The 15,012-nt window shown below is 65.9% G+C and carries 14 protein-coding genes; 4 read left to right on the top strand and 10 right to left on the bottom strand.

Translation table 11 applies throughout. The features are described 5' to 3' along the window. Nucleotides 1-94: 94 nt before the first annotated feature. The gene (locus IPF76_RS16830) at nt 95-802 is read right to left on the bottom strand and encodes an SDR family NAD(P)-dependent oxidoreductase (protein WP_293846397.1); all 708 of its coding nucleotides are present in this window, start codon (nt 800-802) and stop codon (nt 95-97) included. A 108-nt stretch (nt 803-910) separates the two neighbouring features. Between IPF76_RS16830 and IPF76_RS16825 the strand changes: the two genes are divergently transcribed. Genes IPF76_RS16825 through IPF76_RS16815 form a run of 3 tightly spaced genes read left to right on the top strand, consistent with a single transcriptional unit; the run spans nt 911 to nt 4,483 of the window. Next, nucleotides 911-2,125, top strand: a complete 1,215-nt coding sequence (locus IPF76_RS16825; protein ID WP_293846395.1) for a hypothetical protein — start codon at nt 911-913, stop codon at nt 2,123-2,125. Nucleotides 2,126-2,183: 58 nt separating this feature from the next. After that, nucleotides 2,184-3,104 carry a hypothetical protein gene (locus IPF76_RS16820; RefSeq protein ID WP_293846393.1) on the top strand — a complete coding sequence of 307 codons (921 nt, stop codon included), beginning with the start codon at nt 2,184-2,186 and terminating at the stop codon, nt 3,102-3,104. Beyond that, nucleotides 3,101-4,483 carry a HAMP domain-containing sensor histidine kinase gene (locus IPF76_RS16815; RefSeq protein ID WP_293846392.1) on the top strand — a complete coding sequence of 461 codons (1,383 nt, stop codon included), beginning with the start codon at nt 3,101-3,103 and terminating at the stop codon, nt 4,481-4,483. Before IPF76_RS16820 ends, IPF76_RS16815 begins: the two co-directional genes overlap by 4 nt. A 207-nt stretch (nt 4,484-4,690) precedes the next feature. On the opposite strand, the gene IPF76_RS16810 is transcribed toward IPF76_RS16815, so the two are convergent. Together IPF76_RS16810 and gltX are read right to left on the bottom strand one after the other, a co-directional pair. Continuing rightward, complete coding sequence (locus tag IPF76_RS16810) at nt 4,691-5,977, bottom strand: citrate synthase (protein WP_293846390.1); 1,287 nt, start codon at nt 5,975-5,977, stop codon at nt 4,691-4,693. A gap of 34 nt (nt 5,978-6,011) precedes the next feature. Then, a complete protein-coding gene (gene gltX / locus IPF76_RS16805) occupies nt 6,012-7,475 on the bottom strand; it encodes a glutamate--tRNA ligase (RefSeq protein ID WP_293846388.1) in 1,464 nt (487 codons plus the stop codon). A 58-nt stretch (nt 7,476-7,533) separates the two neighbouring features. Between gltX and IPF76_RS16800 the strand changes: the two genes are divergently transcribed. Next, entirely contained in the window at nt 7,534-8,214 is a 681-nt protein-coding gene (locus IPF76_RS16800; RefSeq protein WP_293846386.1) for a hypothetical protein, read from the top strand. Here IPF76_RS16800 and lexA read toward each other — a convergent pair. From lexA to IPF76_RS16765, 7 genes are all read right to left on the bottom strand, one after another. After that, the gene (gene lexA, locus IPF76_RS16795) at nt 8,211-8,894 is read right to left on the bottom strand and encodes a transcriptional repressor LexA (RefSeq protein WP_293846384.1); all 684 of its coding nucleotides are present in this window, start codon (nt 8,892-8,894) and stop codon (nt 8,211-8,213) included. The genes IPF76_RS16800 and lexA overlap by 4 nt on opposite strands. A gap of 66 nt (nt 8,895-8,960) precedes the next feature. Next, entirely contained in the window at nt 8,961-10,151 is a 1,191-nt protein-coding gene (locus IPF76_RS16790; protein ID WP_293846382.1) for a molybdopterin molybdotransferase MoeA, read from the bottom strand. Continuing rightward, a complete protein-coding gene (moaC, locus tag IPF76_RS16785; RefSeq protein ID WP_293846380.1) occupies nt 10,148-10,621 on the bottom strand; it encodes a cyclic pyranopterin monophosphate synthase MoaC in 474 nt (157 codons plus the stop codon). Before moaC ends, IPF76_RS16790 begins: the two co-directional genes overlap by 4 nt. A gap of 217 nt (nt 10,622-10,838) precedes the next feature. After that, complete coding sequence (trpC, locus tag IPF76_RS16780; RefSeq protein ID WP_293846378.1) at nt 10,839-11,624, bottom strand: indole-3-glycerol phosphate synthase TrpC; 786 nt, start codon at nt 11,622-11,624, stop codon at nt 10,839-10,841. A 127-nt stretch (nt 11,625-11,751) separates the two neighbouring features. After that, nucleotides 11,752-12,750, bottom strand: coding sequence for an anthranilate phosphoribosyltransferase (gene trpD / locus IPF76_RS16775; RefSeq protein ID WP_293846376.1), 999 nt, complete (start codon nt 12,748-12,750; stop codon nt 11,752-11,754). Next, nucleotides 12,747-13,337 carry an aminodeoxychorismate/anthranilate synthase component II gene (locus IPF76_RS16770; protein ID WP_293846374.1) on the bottom strand — a complete coding sequence of 197 codons (591 nt, stop codon included), beginning with the start codon at nt 13,335-13,337 and terminating at the stop codon, nt 12,747-12,749. The genes trpD and IPF76_RS16770 overlap by 4 nt, the downstream gene beginning before the upstream one ends. A 153-nt stretch (nt 13,338-13,490) precedes the next feature. Beyond that, nucleotides 13,491-15,008: a chorismate-binding protein gene (locus IPF76_RS16765; RefSeq protein WP_293846372.1), complete on the bottom strand. Its 1,518-nt coding sequence runs from the start codon at nt 15,006-15,008 to the stop codon at nt 13,491-13,493. Nucleotides 15,009-15,012 lie beyond the last annotated feature (4 nt).

Here is a 15,012-nt window from a genome sequence, read left to right as displayed (position 1 = left end):
TTCTTCGGTCAAGACCCGGCCTTTTTTCTGCTTTTCGGGAGGTGGTTTTTACCTAGCCGACGGCGGCGGGGAATGCCAGCGATTCGGTAGCTTTTCAGGGAATGATTTCACTGCCGTCCCACGCGAAAATCCGACCGGTTTCGGCGGATGTCAGCGTCTCTAGCGTGCGCTGCAGATTGACGGCGGCAGCGGCGGCCGACGTCAGCTTTTCGATGGGGACGCCGCGCTGAAACGGCGCCGACAGGCTGGTGTCCACAGTGCCGGGGTGCAGCGCGACGACGAGCGCGTCAGGGTTGCGCCGCGCTTCGGCAATCGCGAAGCTGCGTACCAGCTGGTTGAGCGCGGCTTTCGACGCGCGATAGCTGTACCAGCCGCCGCTGCGGTTATCGCCGATGCTGCCGACGCGCGCCGACAGCATCGCGAAAACGGTGCGTCCGCGGCGGGGCAGCAGGGGCAGGAAATATTTGGCAATCAGCGCCGGTCCAATCGTGTTGACAGCAAAGCTCTGCGCCATCCAGTCGGCATTGATGTCGGCGAGCTTTCGTTCGGGCTGCTGTCCCTGAGCGTGGAGGAGGCCCGTGGCGACAATCACCAGCCGCGGCGGCGGACCGCTGTCGTGAACCCAGGCTGCGGCGGCAGCGACTGATGCTTCGTCGGTGATGTCGATGCTGTGCGGCGCGGGAAGCTGGCGCGCGAAGCGGTGGATGACGTCATGGTGTCCATCTACCTGCAAAGCGTCGGCCAGCGCAGCGCCGATCCCGCCCGAAGCCCCGATGATGATTGCCGATCCGTTGCCTGTCACCGCGGCGGCGTATCATGCGCCGTAACGGCGCGACAAGCGATGCTTGCCAAACCGGTTCGGCGCCATATGACGGTGAGCCGTGACGTTTCAATATCATCGCGCCCGCCGATGGCTCTGATTGCGCTGATCGGCGCCAGCGAAGTCTTGCCCGACGGCGGGCTGCGCGCGCTCGTTACCGTGGCGGGCGAAACGCTGATCGAGCGGCAGGCGGCGCGGCTGGCCGATGTTGGGGTGACGCATATTGCCGTCGCAGTTGCGGCGCTTCCCGCCGACCTGCTGGCCACCTGTGACCGGATCCGCCGCCGCGGGCTGAAAGTGACCCCGGTGCGCGCTGCCTCCGACCTGATGGGGCTTGTGCAGGGCGACGACCGGATCATTCTGGTCGCCGACGGGTTGCGCGCCGGTGGCACGCATTATGCCGCGATCGCCAAGCCGGGGGCGCCAGCGATCCTGGTCACCGGCGATACGCCGCTGACGCAAAGCTTTGAACGGATCGACGCGACGCGGCGGTGGGGTGGGCTCGCGAGCATTTCGGAGCCGATGGTCGCCGAACTCGCGGCAATGCCGGGTGAATGGGACATGATGCTCACCCTGCTGCGGCTGGCGGTGCAGTCGGGCGCGCGACGGCTCTATTGCGAACCAGCGCTGTTCGAACAGGGTGAGATCGCGATCGTCACCGACCGCCCGACCGCGGCGCTGATCGAGCAATCGAGCCTGCAGCAGGTCGAATATGGCGGGATGGGATTCGGCCGGTCGGCGATCATGATGCCGCTGATCCGGCTTTTCGGGCCACTGCTGGTCAAGTCGCCGACAACCGCGCGATACTTGCCGTTTCTCACTGCCTTGCTGTGGGCGGCGGTGGCGGCGCTGGCGGCGGGCGGCCTGGCGGCGGCGGGGGCGCTGGTCGCGATCCTCGGCGGGCTGGGGCTGACCGCGATGCGCTTCCTGTCGGCGTTCCGCGCCGAAAGCGCGGGGCAGGACCGGGTGCGCGAGGTCATTCGGACCTTTGCGTGGGCCTTGCTCGCGATTTTTCCGTGGCTGGTCGCGCTAGCGGGGCCGGGGCATCGCATGCCGCTATTTTCGGAGGCGGCCTTGGCGCCGTGCCTCGCCGCGACGATCCTGCTGGCGCGCTCGCTGTACGAGGATTCGAGTGAGCGGCGGCGCTTCCACTGGCTGCTGCCCGACGCCGATCAGGCGTGGATCATGCTGGCGCCCGCGTTACTGTTCGGCTTTGCGTCACTGATGTTCGCGATCCTGCCACTGGTGGCGTTGCTCCAGATTCTGCTCTGGCTCCGCTTGGCACGGCGCCCGGAAGCCCGCTAATACAAAGCGCTTCAAGGTTTAGCGCGTATTAACGCCATCCTGCTATCCGCGATCGAGCATGACTGACTCCGTCTCCTCGTCCGGCATCGATCCGCTGTCCGCGCGCCTGCGCGAACTTGCGGACTATCTGGCGGCCCCTGCGGCCGGACGATTGACCGAGGAGCAGCGCGCCCTGTCGCTGGGGATCGCACGCCGGCTGGTCGCCGATGTCGCAGCATGGCTGGACCCTGCGATCGACGCCGACGGATTGTGGCGCGATTGGCTGCGCAACGGGGTGCCAGGCGCCGCGCGGCTGGCGCCGATCTGCTTCGCCCGCGCCGAGGAACATCGCTGGCGGGAACAATCCGCGCAGCGCACGCCGCCGCCGCCTATCCTGGCCGATACCGGCGAAGGGAAGAGTGAGGCGGCGGTTGGCGCGCCGCTGTCCGAAGTTGACCGCGCCTATCTGGCACTGCAGATTGCCGATCGGCGCCGTTTTGACGCGCTGGGTCACCCGGCGCTGGCGGTTGCTGACCTCGACGGCGACGTGTTTCGCGGGTTGTTGCGCGATGTCGCTGCGTGGCGTCTCCCCGAGGTCAGCCAGTATCAAGCCCGCGCCGCCAAACTGGGCGATGCGGTGCGCGTCGCCACCGAACGTCACGCCGCGCAGCGCGGAATTGCCGACGCGGGAGCAGCCTATCACAAGATTTTGGGCGCGGGCCTGTCCGAAGCTGCCGGACAGGCGACCGCCCGGCACGATTGGCCGACGCTGATCGCGCTTGCCGCCGCGGCGCTCCACCGCCGCTATGACGATATGGCACTGGCGCTGCTGACAGCAGAGACGGCGGCGCTGCCGTCGTTGCTCGCGCCGCTCCACCTCGATCGCACCGCGCTGGCGCCGCTCGAAGCGTCGCTGACAATGCTGCCATCGCGCGCGGTCACCGATGACGGCGCGCGCGACTATCGCGAGATGCTCGCTCCGGGGCAGGGCAAGCGATGAACGAGCGGATCGTTCATGGCCGGATCGATCGGTCGGGCGCGCTGGTCAGCGCCGATGCGCCGCTGCTGCGGCTGCAACAGCGCGCGGGCGCCGGGCTGGGCAAACCGTTGGCGCTGCCGCATCTGGCGCGGCTCGTCGCGCTGGCGCAGCGGCTGCACCGCGATATCAGCCGGCCGCTGCACGCCGCCGACGACCATAGCGACATCCTCGCGCTGGTAAGGATCATCCCCGACGCCGATGGCGCCAGCCTGGAGATCAGCGACTGGCGCGCGCGGCCGGTGGCGCAACCGCAGATCCCGGCGATTGCCGACAATGTCGTGATGCCGCATGGCTGGACTTGGGAGTGCGACCAGCAGTTGCGAATGGTCGCTCTGCGCGCTGCGCCCGATGCACCGCCGGTCCCTGCCGATTGGGAAGGGTGCTCGCTGTCGGAATTGTTCGAGCTGCAACCCGATGGCGACGGCCGTTTTCCGGTGCTGCGCGCGCTGGCGCGGCAGTCGCGTTTCGATGGCCAGCATGTGCAGGCTGACGCGCCTGATGGACGTTTGGCGATGACCCTGTCGGGCGACGCACTGTTCGACGCGGTAGGCGGGTTTACCGGGTTTCGCGGTTCGGCCGTGGTCGCCGAGGGTGACGTGATGGTCGATGCGGTGCCCGCAGCGATGCTGGTCGATCCCGCCTTCGGTTCGCTGCCGCTGTCCGACCCGCAATTTGGTCGGCGTATCGACGGCGCGCTGCGCGGTCCGCTCAGCCGGATCATTGCGACCGCCGAGACCATTTCGGGCCAGTTCGACGGCCCGATCCGTGCGGATTATGCGCGTTACGCGGGCGATATCGCGCATGCGGGGCGGCATTTGCTGGGGCTGGTCGACGACCTGGCCGATCTGCAGAATATCGAGCGCCCGGGGTTCAAGGCGGCCGCTGACGAAATCGACCTGGGTGATCTGGCGCGCCGCGCGGTCGGCCTGCTCGGCATGAAGGCCGAGGAAAAGGGCATCCGCATCGACGCCCCGCGCACCGATGACAAGGCCCCCGCGACCGGCGAGTTCCGCCGCGTGTTGCAGGTGCTGCTCAACCTGCTGGGCAACGCGATCCGCTATTCGCCCGACAATTCGCTGATCTGGATCCGCGTCAACCGTGAAGGCGACCACGCGACGGTGACGGTCGCCGATCAGGGACAGGGGATCGATGCCGACCAACAGGCGGTGGTGTTCGAAAAATTCGAGCGGCTGGGGCGGACCGACAGCGGCGGTTCGGGGTTGGGGCTGTATATCGCGCGGCGACTGGCGCGGGCGATGGATGGCGATCTGACCGTCGATAGCGCGCCGGGGCAGGGGGCGAGGTTTACGCTGAGCCTGCCGGCGCGCGATGTAGGGTAGGCGGCGGCGTCTGTTTTGGGGTTGGGAGTTGTCACTCCCGTTTCGTCATCCCGGCGAAGGTCGGTATCTCAACCTCTCGGATTTAGGCACAGACGAGATCCCGGCTTTCGCCGGGATGACGAGGCTGCGGGTAGCCGCAATCGGTCGAGACCGGCCGAAAAAGGGGGCCGTACACGGTCCCCTTTTCGTTGTTGGCGTCTGCCGTGATCAGCGCTTGCCCACCGCTACATAATCGCGCGGTGCCGGACCCGTGTAGAGCTGGCGCGGGCGGCCGATTTTCTGGGCGGGGTCGGAGATCATTTCGTTCCACTGCGCGACCCAACCCACGGTGCGGGCGAGCGCGAAGAGTGCGGTAAACATCGTCGTCGGAAAACCGATCGCCGACAGGATAACCCCTGAATAGAAATCGACGTTCGGGAACAGCTTTTTCTCGACGAAATAGGGGTCGCTGAGGGCCATTTCCTCGAGCTGCAGCGCGACTTCGAACACCGGGTCGTTGACCTTGAGCGCCTCGAACACTTCGCGCACCGTTTTCTGCATCACCGTCGCGCGCGGGTCGTAGTTTTTATAAACGCGGTGGCCGAAGCCCATCAGGCGGAACGGATCATCCTTGTCCTTGGCGCGCGCGATATATTCGGGGATGCGTTCGGGGCGACCGATTTCGCGCAGCATGTTAAGCGCGGCTTCATTGGCGCCGCCATGCGCCGGGCCCCACAGGCAGGCGATGCCGGCCGCGATGCACGCGAACGGGTTGGCGCCCGACGAACCGGCCAGGCGGACGGTCGAGGTCGATGCGTTCTGCTCATGGTCGGCGTGGAGGATAAAGATGCGGTCCAGCGCGCGTTCGACGACCGGGTTAACCACATATTCCTCGGCCGGAACGCCAAAGGTCATGCGCAGGAAATTGCCGGTGTAGCTGAGCTTGTTGTCGGGATAGACGAATGGCTGTCCGACCGAATATTTATACGCCATCGCGGCAATGGTCGGCATTTTGGCGATCAGCCGGTGGCTGGCGATCATCCGCTGGTGCGGATCATGGATCTCGGTCGAATCATGATAGAAAGCGCTGAGCGCGCCGACAACGCCGCACATGATCGCCATCGGATGCGCATCGCGGCGGAACCCGCGATAGAATGTCGCCAGTTGCTCGTGCAGCATCGTGTGGCGGGTGATCGTATAGTCGAACGTCGCCAGCTCGTCGGCGCTCGGCAGTTCGCCGTTGAGCAGCAGATAGCAGACTTCCATGAAGCTGGAATGCTCGGCAAGGTCGCCGATCGCATAGCCGCGGTGGAGCAGCACGCCCTCGTCGCCGTCGATATAGGTGATCTGCGATTCGCAGCTCGCGGTCGAGGTGAAGCCGGGATCATAGGTGAAGGCGCCGGTCTGGGCATAGAATTTGCGGATATCGACGACGTCGGGACCTACGGTGCCCGACAAGACGGGGCTTTCGACAGTCTTGTCACCCAGGGTGATTTTTGCGGGCTGGTCGGTCATATGTTGTTCCCTGTTATGACGGCGGAGAGCGTGGTTACGCCCCTGCCGGATAATGTTGCGCTGCGTCAAGTCGGGCCAGACTGACATCACGCCCAAGCAACAACAGCACGTCGAAAATCCCTGGGGAAACGGTCCGGCCGGTTAGCGCCGCGCGTAATGGCCCAGCCAACTTGCCGAGCCCCAGTTCGGCGGCTTCGGCCTCGGCCCGTACGGCGGCGTCCAGCTCTTCTGTCGTCCATTGGTTCAGCCCGCGCAGCCGCTGCGTCACGGCAGCCAGCAAGCCTTCGGGCGCCGCCTTTAGCACTTCGCCAGCCTTTTCGTCCACCGGCAACGGATCAGCTTGGAACAGGAACAACGCCCCGTCGGCGATTTCATCAAGCGTTTTGGCGCGGGGTTTGAGCGATTCCATGGCGCGCGTCAGCACGTCGCGCTCGGCGTCGTCGAGTGACCGGCTGACGAGCGTTTCGACCCGTGGCGCGACCAGCGTGGCGAGCCGCGCATCATCGGCCTCGCGCAGATAATGGCCGTTGAGATTCTCCAGCTTTTTAAAATCGAAGCGCGAGGGTGAGCGACCGACATGCGCGAGGTCGAACCATTCGGTCGCCTGGCCGCGGCTGATGATTTCGTCGTCGCCATGGCCCCAGCCGAGGCGGAGCAGATAATTGTTCACCGCTTCGGGCAGATAACCCATTTCGTCGCGATAGGCGTCGACGCCCAGCGCGCCGTGGCGTTTCGACAGTTTTGCGCCGTCGGGCCCGTGGATCAGCGGGACATGGGCATAGACGGGCTCGCGCCACTGCATCGAACGAATCAGCGCTAACTGGCGAAAGGCGTTGTTGAGATGGTCGTCGCCCCGGATAACATGGGTGACGCCCATGTCATTATCGTCGACGACGACGCTGAGCATATAGGTTGGGGTGCCGTCGCTGCGCAGCAGGACGAAATCGTCTAGTTCGGCGTTCTGGACGGTGACATCGCCCTGAACCTTGTCGGCGATTGTTGCTGCGCCCTCCTGCGGGGCGCGCAGGCGTACGACGTGCGGCACCAACGGGTCGCCATTGTCGCGGTCTCGCCAGGGGCTGCGGACCCGGAACGGCAGGCGCTTTTCCTGTGCTTCGGCGCGCATTGCTGCAAGTTCGTCCTGCGTGAGATAACAGCGGTAAGCTTCGCCTTTCGCCAGCAATTCGGCCGCGATAGCGGCATGGCGATCGGCACGCGCGAACTGGAATACGGCCTCGCCATCCCAGTCGAGATCGAGCCATTGCATCCCGTCAATGATCGCGTCGATCGCTGCGTCGGTAGACCGGGCGCGGTCGGTATCTTCGATACGCAGCAGGAATTTGCCGCCGTGATGACGCGCGAACAGCCAGTTGAACAGCGCGGTGCGCGCGCCGCCGATGTGCAGGAATCCGGTCGGCGAGGGAGCAAATCGGGTCACCACGGCGGCGCCCGTCGCTTCGGAGGTCGTGGTCAAACTGGTTTCAATATCGGTTGCCACCAAGGCCTCTTTCACTCAATTAGCCACGCACCGCGGCGGCGATCGGGGAGCCCCTAGCATGGCGACAAGGCAGCTTCAAACGCCCATTGCCGCGCACTGGGCAAGTCACTGGCGAGGGCTGGGCGACGCGATCGAGATACGGCTGGAGGCGGAGCGCGAGCGGATCGCACTGTGGCTGCCCGTTGCGCTGGGGGCGTGGATCGCGCTCTGGCTGGCGATGCCAACGGCGATGCACTGGATCGGGGCGCTGCTGGCGCTGACCGCAGGCGCGTTGGCGGGGCTGCTGATCAGCTGGCAAATGAGGCTCGGGCGATCGACTGTCATCGGTTGCGGCGTCGTTGCAGCAGGGATGCTGCTGATCTGGGGCCGCGCGCTGTGGGGCGCGGCGCCGGTGCTGGCGCAGTCGGTGACCAATAGTTTTTTGCCAGAGGTCGAGCGCGTCGATGGGCAGCTGGCGCGGGGGCCGATGCGGTTGATCGTTCGGCACTATACGCGGGCCGACCTGCCGCCGCTCGCGAGCCTGCCGGGAGGCTATGATTTTTCGCAGTGTGCGCGGTTCGACCGCTTGATCAGCGACCGCTGGTTACCACACGAATGCGTGGGACGCTGGATGACGATCGATCGCGACAGCCCGAGCGAAACCGGCGGCTTGGCACTCAATCTGGATGAGCGGGCCCGCGGCCGTCGCCACGCTGCGCGCGGGGGACGCGTATCCGTGGCGGCAACCGCAGCAACTTAGTGGTAACGACGCAGCAGCCCCGACAGGCGCCCTTGCACGATGACGCGGTCGGCGGGGTAGCGCTGCGGCTCATAGGCACTGTTCGCAGGGTCGAGCCGGATCATCGGGCCTTCGCGGCGAAAATACTTGAGCGTCGCGTCCTGGCCATCGACGAGCGCGACGACAATGTCGCCCTCTCGCGCGGTGCTGGCTTTCTGGATCAGCGCGTAATCTCCGTCGAAAATCCCGGCCTCGACCATCGAGTCGCCCGATACTTCGAGCGCATAATGTTCGCCCGAACCGAGCAGCGCGGCGGGAACGGAAAGATGGTTGTGGTCCTCGAACGCTTCGATCGGAACGCCGGCGGCGATCTTGCCGTGCAGCGGCACTTCGACGATGTCGTTGGCGGCGATCGGTCGCATCGCGGGGGCGGGCTTGCGCAGCGGGACGACATTGTCGCGATCATTGCGCACCGCCGACTTGGCCGCATCGGGCACCTTGATCACTTCGAGCGCGCGGGCGCGATTGGGCAATCGGCGTAGGAAACCTCTTTCTTCCAAGGCGCTTATCAGGCGATGTATGCCCGATTTCGATTTCAGTCCCAGCGCCTCCTTCATCTCTTCGAACGATGGCGAAATACCGCTCGCGTCGAGCTTTTGCTGAATGAAGTGAAGCAGTTCATGCTGCTTAGCGGTCAACATTGATCATCCTCCGTCGGGGTCAGAACCGGACATAATGAGAACGATAGTAGAACAGAGCGGAACTTGTCAAGCGGTGACGATATAGTCGGCGACGTCGCCCGCTGCGCGTCGCGGGGCGTCGATCTCGCGGATCAGCAAAGCGTTCGCGGCGGCGAGGGGCAGCGTCATGCCGCTGTCCTGGCTGTGCAGCGGGGTGAGGCGGCCGTTTTCCAGTCGTGCGCGCAGATAGTCGCGGCGAGCACCGCCGCCATCCAAAGCTGTCGCGAGCGGCGCCTGATGGATCGCGGGGTGCGGATTGCGCGCGCCGGCGAGGTGGCGGACGAGCGGGAGCAAGAACAGGGTCGCGGTGACGAACGCCGACGAAGGGTTGCCGGGCAGGCCGAGCAGGACCGCATCGGCGATCCTCCCGGCGATCAGCGGCTTGCCGGGGCGCATCGCGATCTTCCAGAAATCGATTTGCCCACCGGCGTCCTGCAGCGCGCCGCGGACATGATCATGGTCGCCGACCGAGGCTCCGCCGACGGTGACAATGACGTCGTGACGTCGCGCCAAATCCTTCAAAACCTTGGCAAGTAGCGGGCGATCGTCGCGAACATGATGCGGAAGGCTGACTTCGGCGGGTTCGCTTGCGAGCATTGCGGAGATCATCGGACTGTTGCTGTCGGGGATCTGGCTCGCGGTCAGCGCGCGCCCAGCCTGGACGAGTTCGTCGCCGGTGGTGAGAATCGCGACGCGCGGGCGGCGGCCGACCGCGAGCTGGTCAACGCCGCTCATCGCCGCGGCGGCAATCGCGCCCGGGGTCAGGCGGGTTCCCGCGGGTAGCAGGCATTCGCTGGCGGCGAAATCGCTCGCGCGGGCGCGGATATGGCGGCCGCGCGTGCCGGGGCCGTCGCGGGTCAGGGTCAGCGCGGCGCCGTCTACAGCGACATCCTCCTGCACGATGACGGTGTCGGCGCCGCTTGGGACGATCGCGCCGGTGAAGATGCGCATCGCTTCGCCTGGGTTCACGGTGCGACCCGGCGCAGTACCGGCGGCGCTTTCGCCGACGACGGTCCACGGGCCGGGGAGTTCGTCGAAGCGAATCGCATAGCCGTCCATGGCCGATACTGGCGCGGCGGGCTGGTCGCGCTGGGCAAAGATATTATCCGAGGTGTAGCGGCCAACGCATTCGGAAAATGATACTTTTTCAGAGGAAATCGGGCTGCGCAGGGCCAGCAGACGCGCCTGCGCTTCTTCGACCGGCAGCAGGCCGCTCATTCGGCGCGCCAGTCGCCCGAGCGGCCGCCGCTCTTTTCGAGCACGCGGATATTGCCTAGCACCATCGCGCGATCGAGCGCCTTGGCCATGTCGTAAAGGGTCAGCAGCGCGACCGAGGCGGCGGTCAGTGTCTCCATCTCGACCCCGGTCGGCCCGGTTGTCGTGGCGGTAGCGGTTACGGCGATGCCATTAGCTTCCCAAGCAAAGTCGATGCTGACTTTGGTGAGCGCAAGCGGATGGCAGAGCGGGATGAGGTCTGAAGTGCGCTTGGCGGCCATGATCCCGGCGATGCGCGCGGTCGAGAGGACGTCGCCCTTAGGGGCGTTGCCACTGCGGATCGCTTCGAGGGCTTCGGATGACATCGTGATTCGCCCGCTGGCGACGGCGCGGCGCTGGGTCGCTGGCTTGGTGCCGACATCGACCATGTACGCGGCGCCGGTTTCGTCGAGGTGAGTCGGTTTGATCGTCATTAGGGGAGCGAAGCAAGGTGGGGTGGGAAAGGCAAGGGAAGATCGGGATGTGGAGATTGGAGTTAATGGCTGGAAACGACCAAGCTAGCCGCCGCGCCCGCGAAGGCGGGGGCCGCTGTCGGTTTACACTGCGACGCAGGAATAGGCCGTTTGCGGTCTCCGCCTTCGCGGGTGCAACGATCATCGGTGACTTAGGCTCCCCACCCCGAAGCGGACTTCAGCCCTCGAGTAGCAACCTCGTTGCCGCCGTGACGTCATCCTGGCGCATGAGGCTTTCGCCGACGAGGAAGGCTTTCACGCCGCTGGCCGCGAGGTGCTGGCAATCGGCGTGAGTGGCGATGCCGCTTTCGCCGACCAGCAGCGTGCCCGCGGGAACAAGTTTGGCGAGGCGTTCAGTGACGCCGAGGTCGGTTTGGAAGGTGCGCAGGTCGCGATTGTTGACGCCGATGAGACGCGAATGCAGCTGGGTCAGCGCGCGGTCGAGTTCGGCCTCGTCATGCACCTCGACGAGCACGTCCATGCTGCGGTCGGTCGCGGCCGCCTCGATCTCTTGCATCGCGCTGTCATCCAGCGCGGCGACGATGATCAGGATCGCGTCGGCGCCGATCGCGCGCGCTTCGGCGACCTGCCAGGGGTCAATCATGAAATCCTTGCGCAGCGCGGGCAGGGCGCAGGCGGCGCGCGCGGCGACGAGATAATCCTCGTGCCCCTGAAAATATTGGGCATCGGTCAGCACGGACAGGCAGGCGGCGCCTCCTTCGGCGTAAGCGCGGGCGTGGTCGGCGGGGTCGAAATCTTTTCGGATCAATCCCTTGGAGGGCGATGCTTTCTTGATCTCGGCGATCAGGGCGAAGCCGCCCTCGTCGATCTTCGCCTGCAAGGCGGCGTGGAACCCACGCACCGGCCCGGCATCGATGGCGTCGAGGTCGGCGAGCGAGCGGAGGGCACGGCGCGCAGAGACTTCTTCGGCCTTGGTGGCAAGGATCTGGGTCAGCTTGTTCATTTCGGGCTCAACATTATCATCATTGCGAGCGTAGCGAAGCAATCTCCAGCTAGCGATCTTGATGGACGAAAGCTGCAGCTTGCCGCGTCGCCTCCGGCTCCTCGTAATGACGTGGAACGCGCGGCTCTCATTTATAGGCGATCCAGCAGTCAAGCAGCGCGTTGGCGAGCCCCTTGTCGATCGCTTCGGCGGCTTCTTCAACGCCATCGGTAAGCGTTTCGGCGGCGCCCGCGATGACCAGCGCCTCGGCGGCGTTGTACAGGACCGCGTCGCGATAGGCGCTGGGGGCGCCTTGCAGCAGCTCGCGCAGGGCTTTGGCATTGTCGGCGGCGTCACCGCCACGGATGGCAGAAATAGGGTGGGTGGGAAGGCCTGCGTCGCTTGCGTGGCTGCGCTGCATGAACACGCCCTCGGCATCGACCACCGCGACCTCGTTGCCGCCCGCGAGCGAGAGTTCGTCGATGCCTTCGTCGCCCGAGACGACGCGCGAATGATCGGTACCGAGCCGATGCAACGCCTCGGCATAGACAGGGACGTAGCCCGGGCGCGCGATGCCGATCAGCTGGCGGGTGACGCGCGCGGGGTTGGCGAGCGGTCCCATCAAGTTGAAGATCGTGCGGCGGCCGAGCTTCTGGCGGATCGGCTGGATGCGCTTCATCGCCGGGTGGTGGTTGGCGGCAAAGAGGAAACAGATGCCGAGATCGGCGAGCGTCGCTTCGGCCAAGCGTCCCGCACGGTCCATGTCGAGGCCCAGGACTTCGAGGGTGTCGGCGGCACCCGATTTCGAGGAAGCCGCGCGATTACCATGTTTTGCGACCGGAACTTCGCAGGCTGCAACAACAATCGCGACCGCGGTGGAGACGTTAAGCGTGTGGTGGCCGTCGCCGCCGGTGCCGCACACGTCGATCGCGCCGGTGGGGGCGTCGATAGGGACTAGCCGGTCGCGCAGCGCCTGCGCCGCCGCAGCGATTTCGACCATTGTCTCGCCGCGATCGGACAGCGCGGCGAGGAATTCGGCGATCTCGTCCTCGCTGGTGCGCGCGTCGAGGATGTCGGCGAAGGCCTGCGCGGCCTCGTCATGACCCAGCAGGTGCGCGGGGTCGGGCAGCGGACCGAAGCGGCTCATGCGGCTTGCCGCGCCAGTACGGGCAGCCCGGCGACGGCCATGAAATTGCCGAGCATCGCATGGCCATGTTCGGTCGCGATGCTTTCGGGGTGGAATTGCACCCCGTGGATCGGGAGCTCGGTGTGGCGGAACCCCATCACGGCGCCGTCGTCGCTGGTCGCGTTGATGGTCAGACAATCCGGAATGTCGACGACCTCGAGGCTGTGATAGCGCGTCGCCTGAAACGGCGAGGGCAGGCCGGCGTAGAGCCCGCTGCCGTCGTGGCACACCGGCGAGGTCTTGCCGTGCATCAGATGGCCGCGCTGGACGGTGCCGCCAAAATGCTGGCCGATCGCCTGGTGCCCCAGGCAGACGCCGAGCAATGGGCGCTGGGCGTCGGCGCACGCGGCGACGAGGTCGAGGCTGATCCCGGCTTCGTTGGGGGTGCACGGGCCGGGCGAGATCAGGATGGCTTCGGCGCCGGTCGCGAGGGCTTCGGCGGCGGTCAGCGCGTCGTTGCGTTCGACACGCACGTCGGCGCCCAGCTCGATCAGATAGTGAACGAGGTTGAAGGTGAAGCTGTCGTAATTGTCGATGACGAGGATCATGGGGTGCGCCGTAACGATTTTGGGGTGGCGGGGGAAGGGATAGAAGCTTTTCGGCGCTCAAACTTACCTTCGTCATTCCGGCGAAATTCGCGACCTACGTAGCAACGTCGCAACTGAAGCCCCGCTTGCGCGGGAATGACGAAAGAAGGCAGGTCATTGGCCATATCCGGGCGTTCCCGCCAGTCGCACCGCCTCGCGCGCCGCGGCGAACAGCGCGCCGGCTTTCGCCTCGCACTCGCGCTGTTCATAGGCGGGGTCGCTGTCGGCGACGATGCCAGCACCGGCCTGCACATGCATTTCGCCATCCTTGACGATCGCGGTGCGAAGGACGATGCAGCTGTCCATATTGCCGTCGGGGGCGAAATAGCCGACGCCGCCGGCATAAGGTCCGCGCGCGTCGACCTCGAGCTCGGCGATGATCTGGCAGGCGCGGACCTTTGGCGCGCCGCTGACAGTGCCTGCGGGGAAGCCCGCGAACAGCGCGTCGATTGCGTCCTTGTCGGGAGCGATGCGGCCGATGACGTTCGACACGATGTGCATAACATGGCTGTAGAATTCGACGGTGTAGCTGTCGGTGACGGTGACGCTGCCGCCGACCGCGGCGCGGCCTACATCATTGCGGCCGAGGTCGAGCAGCATCAGATGCTCGGCGCGTTCCTTGGGATCGGCGAGCAGGCTTTCGCGGTTCTCGACGTCCTCGGCGCTGGTGCGGCCGCGCGGGCGGGTGCCGGCGATGGGCCGGATCGTGATTTCGCCATCGCGCACGCGCACCAATATCTCGGGTGACGAGCCGATCAGCGCGAAGCCGGGCAGGTCGAGGAAATAGAGGAACGGCGACGGGTTAATGCGCCGCAGCGCGCGGTAGAGGTCGAAGGGCGGCAGGTCGAATGGGGTCGAAAAGCGCTGCGACAGCACGACCTGAAAAATGTCACCCGCAGCGATATAATCCTTGGCGGCGGCGACCATTGCGGTGAACTGCGCCGGCGTCGTCGCGGCGTGCAGGCCAATGTCGGCGGGCAGTGCATCGGTGGCGGCGCGGTCGGCGTGGGCGCTGGTGCTCGCCAGACGTGCAGCAATGGTGTCGAGACGGTCCTGTGCCGCTTCGATCATGCGGTCGAGCGCGCCATCGGCGTCGGGCCAGATTGGCGCGATCAGGAACAGTTCGTCGGCGAGACGGTCGAACACCAGGATCGTCGTCGGGCGTACGAACACCATATCGGGTAAGGCGAGTCCGGCGCTGCGCGCGCGCGGGATGCGTTCGACAAGACCGATGGTTTCATAGGCGAAAAAGCCGACGAGCGTTGCCAGCGCCTTGGGCAGTCCCTCGGGGACGTCGAAACGGCATTCGGCGACGAGATCGCGTAGCGCCTGAAGTGCAGGGGCAGCGAGCGGTGTGAAGGCACCCCGGTCATGGCGCCATTCGCGATTGATCCGCGCAGCGTCGCCGGTGACTTCGAACATCAGATCGGGGTCGAGCCCGATCAGGCTGTAGCGCCCGCGCGTCTCGCCGCTTTCGACCGATTCGAGCACCCAGTCGCCGCGCCCCGGCTCGATGAGCTTTAGCGCCGCCGAAACCGGGGTTTCGATATCGGCGATCAGCCGCTGCCAGACTACCGCGCCGCGGCCGCCCGCCAAGGCTTCGAGCGCCGCGGCTTTGCCCTCCAGCGCCACCAGG

Origin of the sequence: Sphingopyxis sp. (assembly GCF_016704835.1) — a bacterium.
Classification (GTDB): Bacteria; Pseudomonadota; Alphaproteobacteria; order Sphingomonadales; family Sphingomonadaceae; genus Sphingopyxis.
The sequence above is the reverse complement of the archived record's forward strand: the minus strand, read 5'-3'. Positions and strand labels throughout refer to the sequence as shown.

Bases quoted from the DNA above. Each gene is read 5' to 3' on its own strand.
- trpD (WP_293846376.1), bottom strand. From the start codon at position 12,750: ATGAGCCGCTTCGGTCCGCTGCCCGACCCCGCGCACCTGCTGGGTCAT.
- IPF76_RS16800 (WP_293846386.1), top strand. From the start codon at position 7,534: ATGGCGACAAGGCAGCTTCAAACGCCCATTGCCGCGCACTGGGCAAGT.
- IPF76_RS16770 (WP_293846374.1), bottom strand. From the start codon at position 13,337: ATGATCCTCGTCATCGACAATTACGACAGCTTCACCTTCAACCTCGTT.
- IPF76_RS16820 (WP_293846393.1), top strand. From the start codon at position 2,184: ATGACTGACTCCGTCTCCTCGTCCGGCATCGATCCGCTGTCCGCGCGC.
- IPF76_RS16810 (WP_293846390.1), bottom strand. From the start codon at position 5,977: ATGACCGACCAGCCCGCAAAAATCACCCTGGGTGACAAGACTGTCGAA.
- IPF76_RS16790 (WP_293846382.1), bottom strand. From the start codon at position 10,151: ATGAGCGGCCTGCTGCCGGTCGAAGAAGCGCAGGCGCGTCTGCTGGCC.
- trpC (WP_293846378.1), bottom strand. From the start codon at position 11,624: ATGAACAAGCTGACCCAGATCCTTGCCACCAAGGCCGAAGAAGTCTCT.
- moaC (WP_293846380.1), bottom strand. From the start codon at position 10,621: ATGACGATCAAACCGACTCACCTCGACGAAACCGGCGCCGCGTACATG.
- IPF76_RS16825 (WP_293846395.1), top strand. From the start codon at position 911: ATGGCTCTGATTGCGCTGATCGGCGCCAGCGAAGTCTTGCCCGACGGC.
- lexA (WP_293846384.1), bottom strand. From the start codon at position 8,894: ATGTTGACCGCTAAGCAGCATGAACTGCTTCACTTCATTCAGCAAAAG.
- IPF76_RS16815 (WP_293846392.1), top strand. From the start codon at position 3,101: ATGAACGAGCGGATCGTTCATGGCCGGATCGATCGGTCGGGCGCGCTG.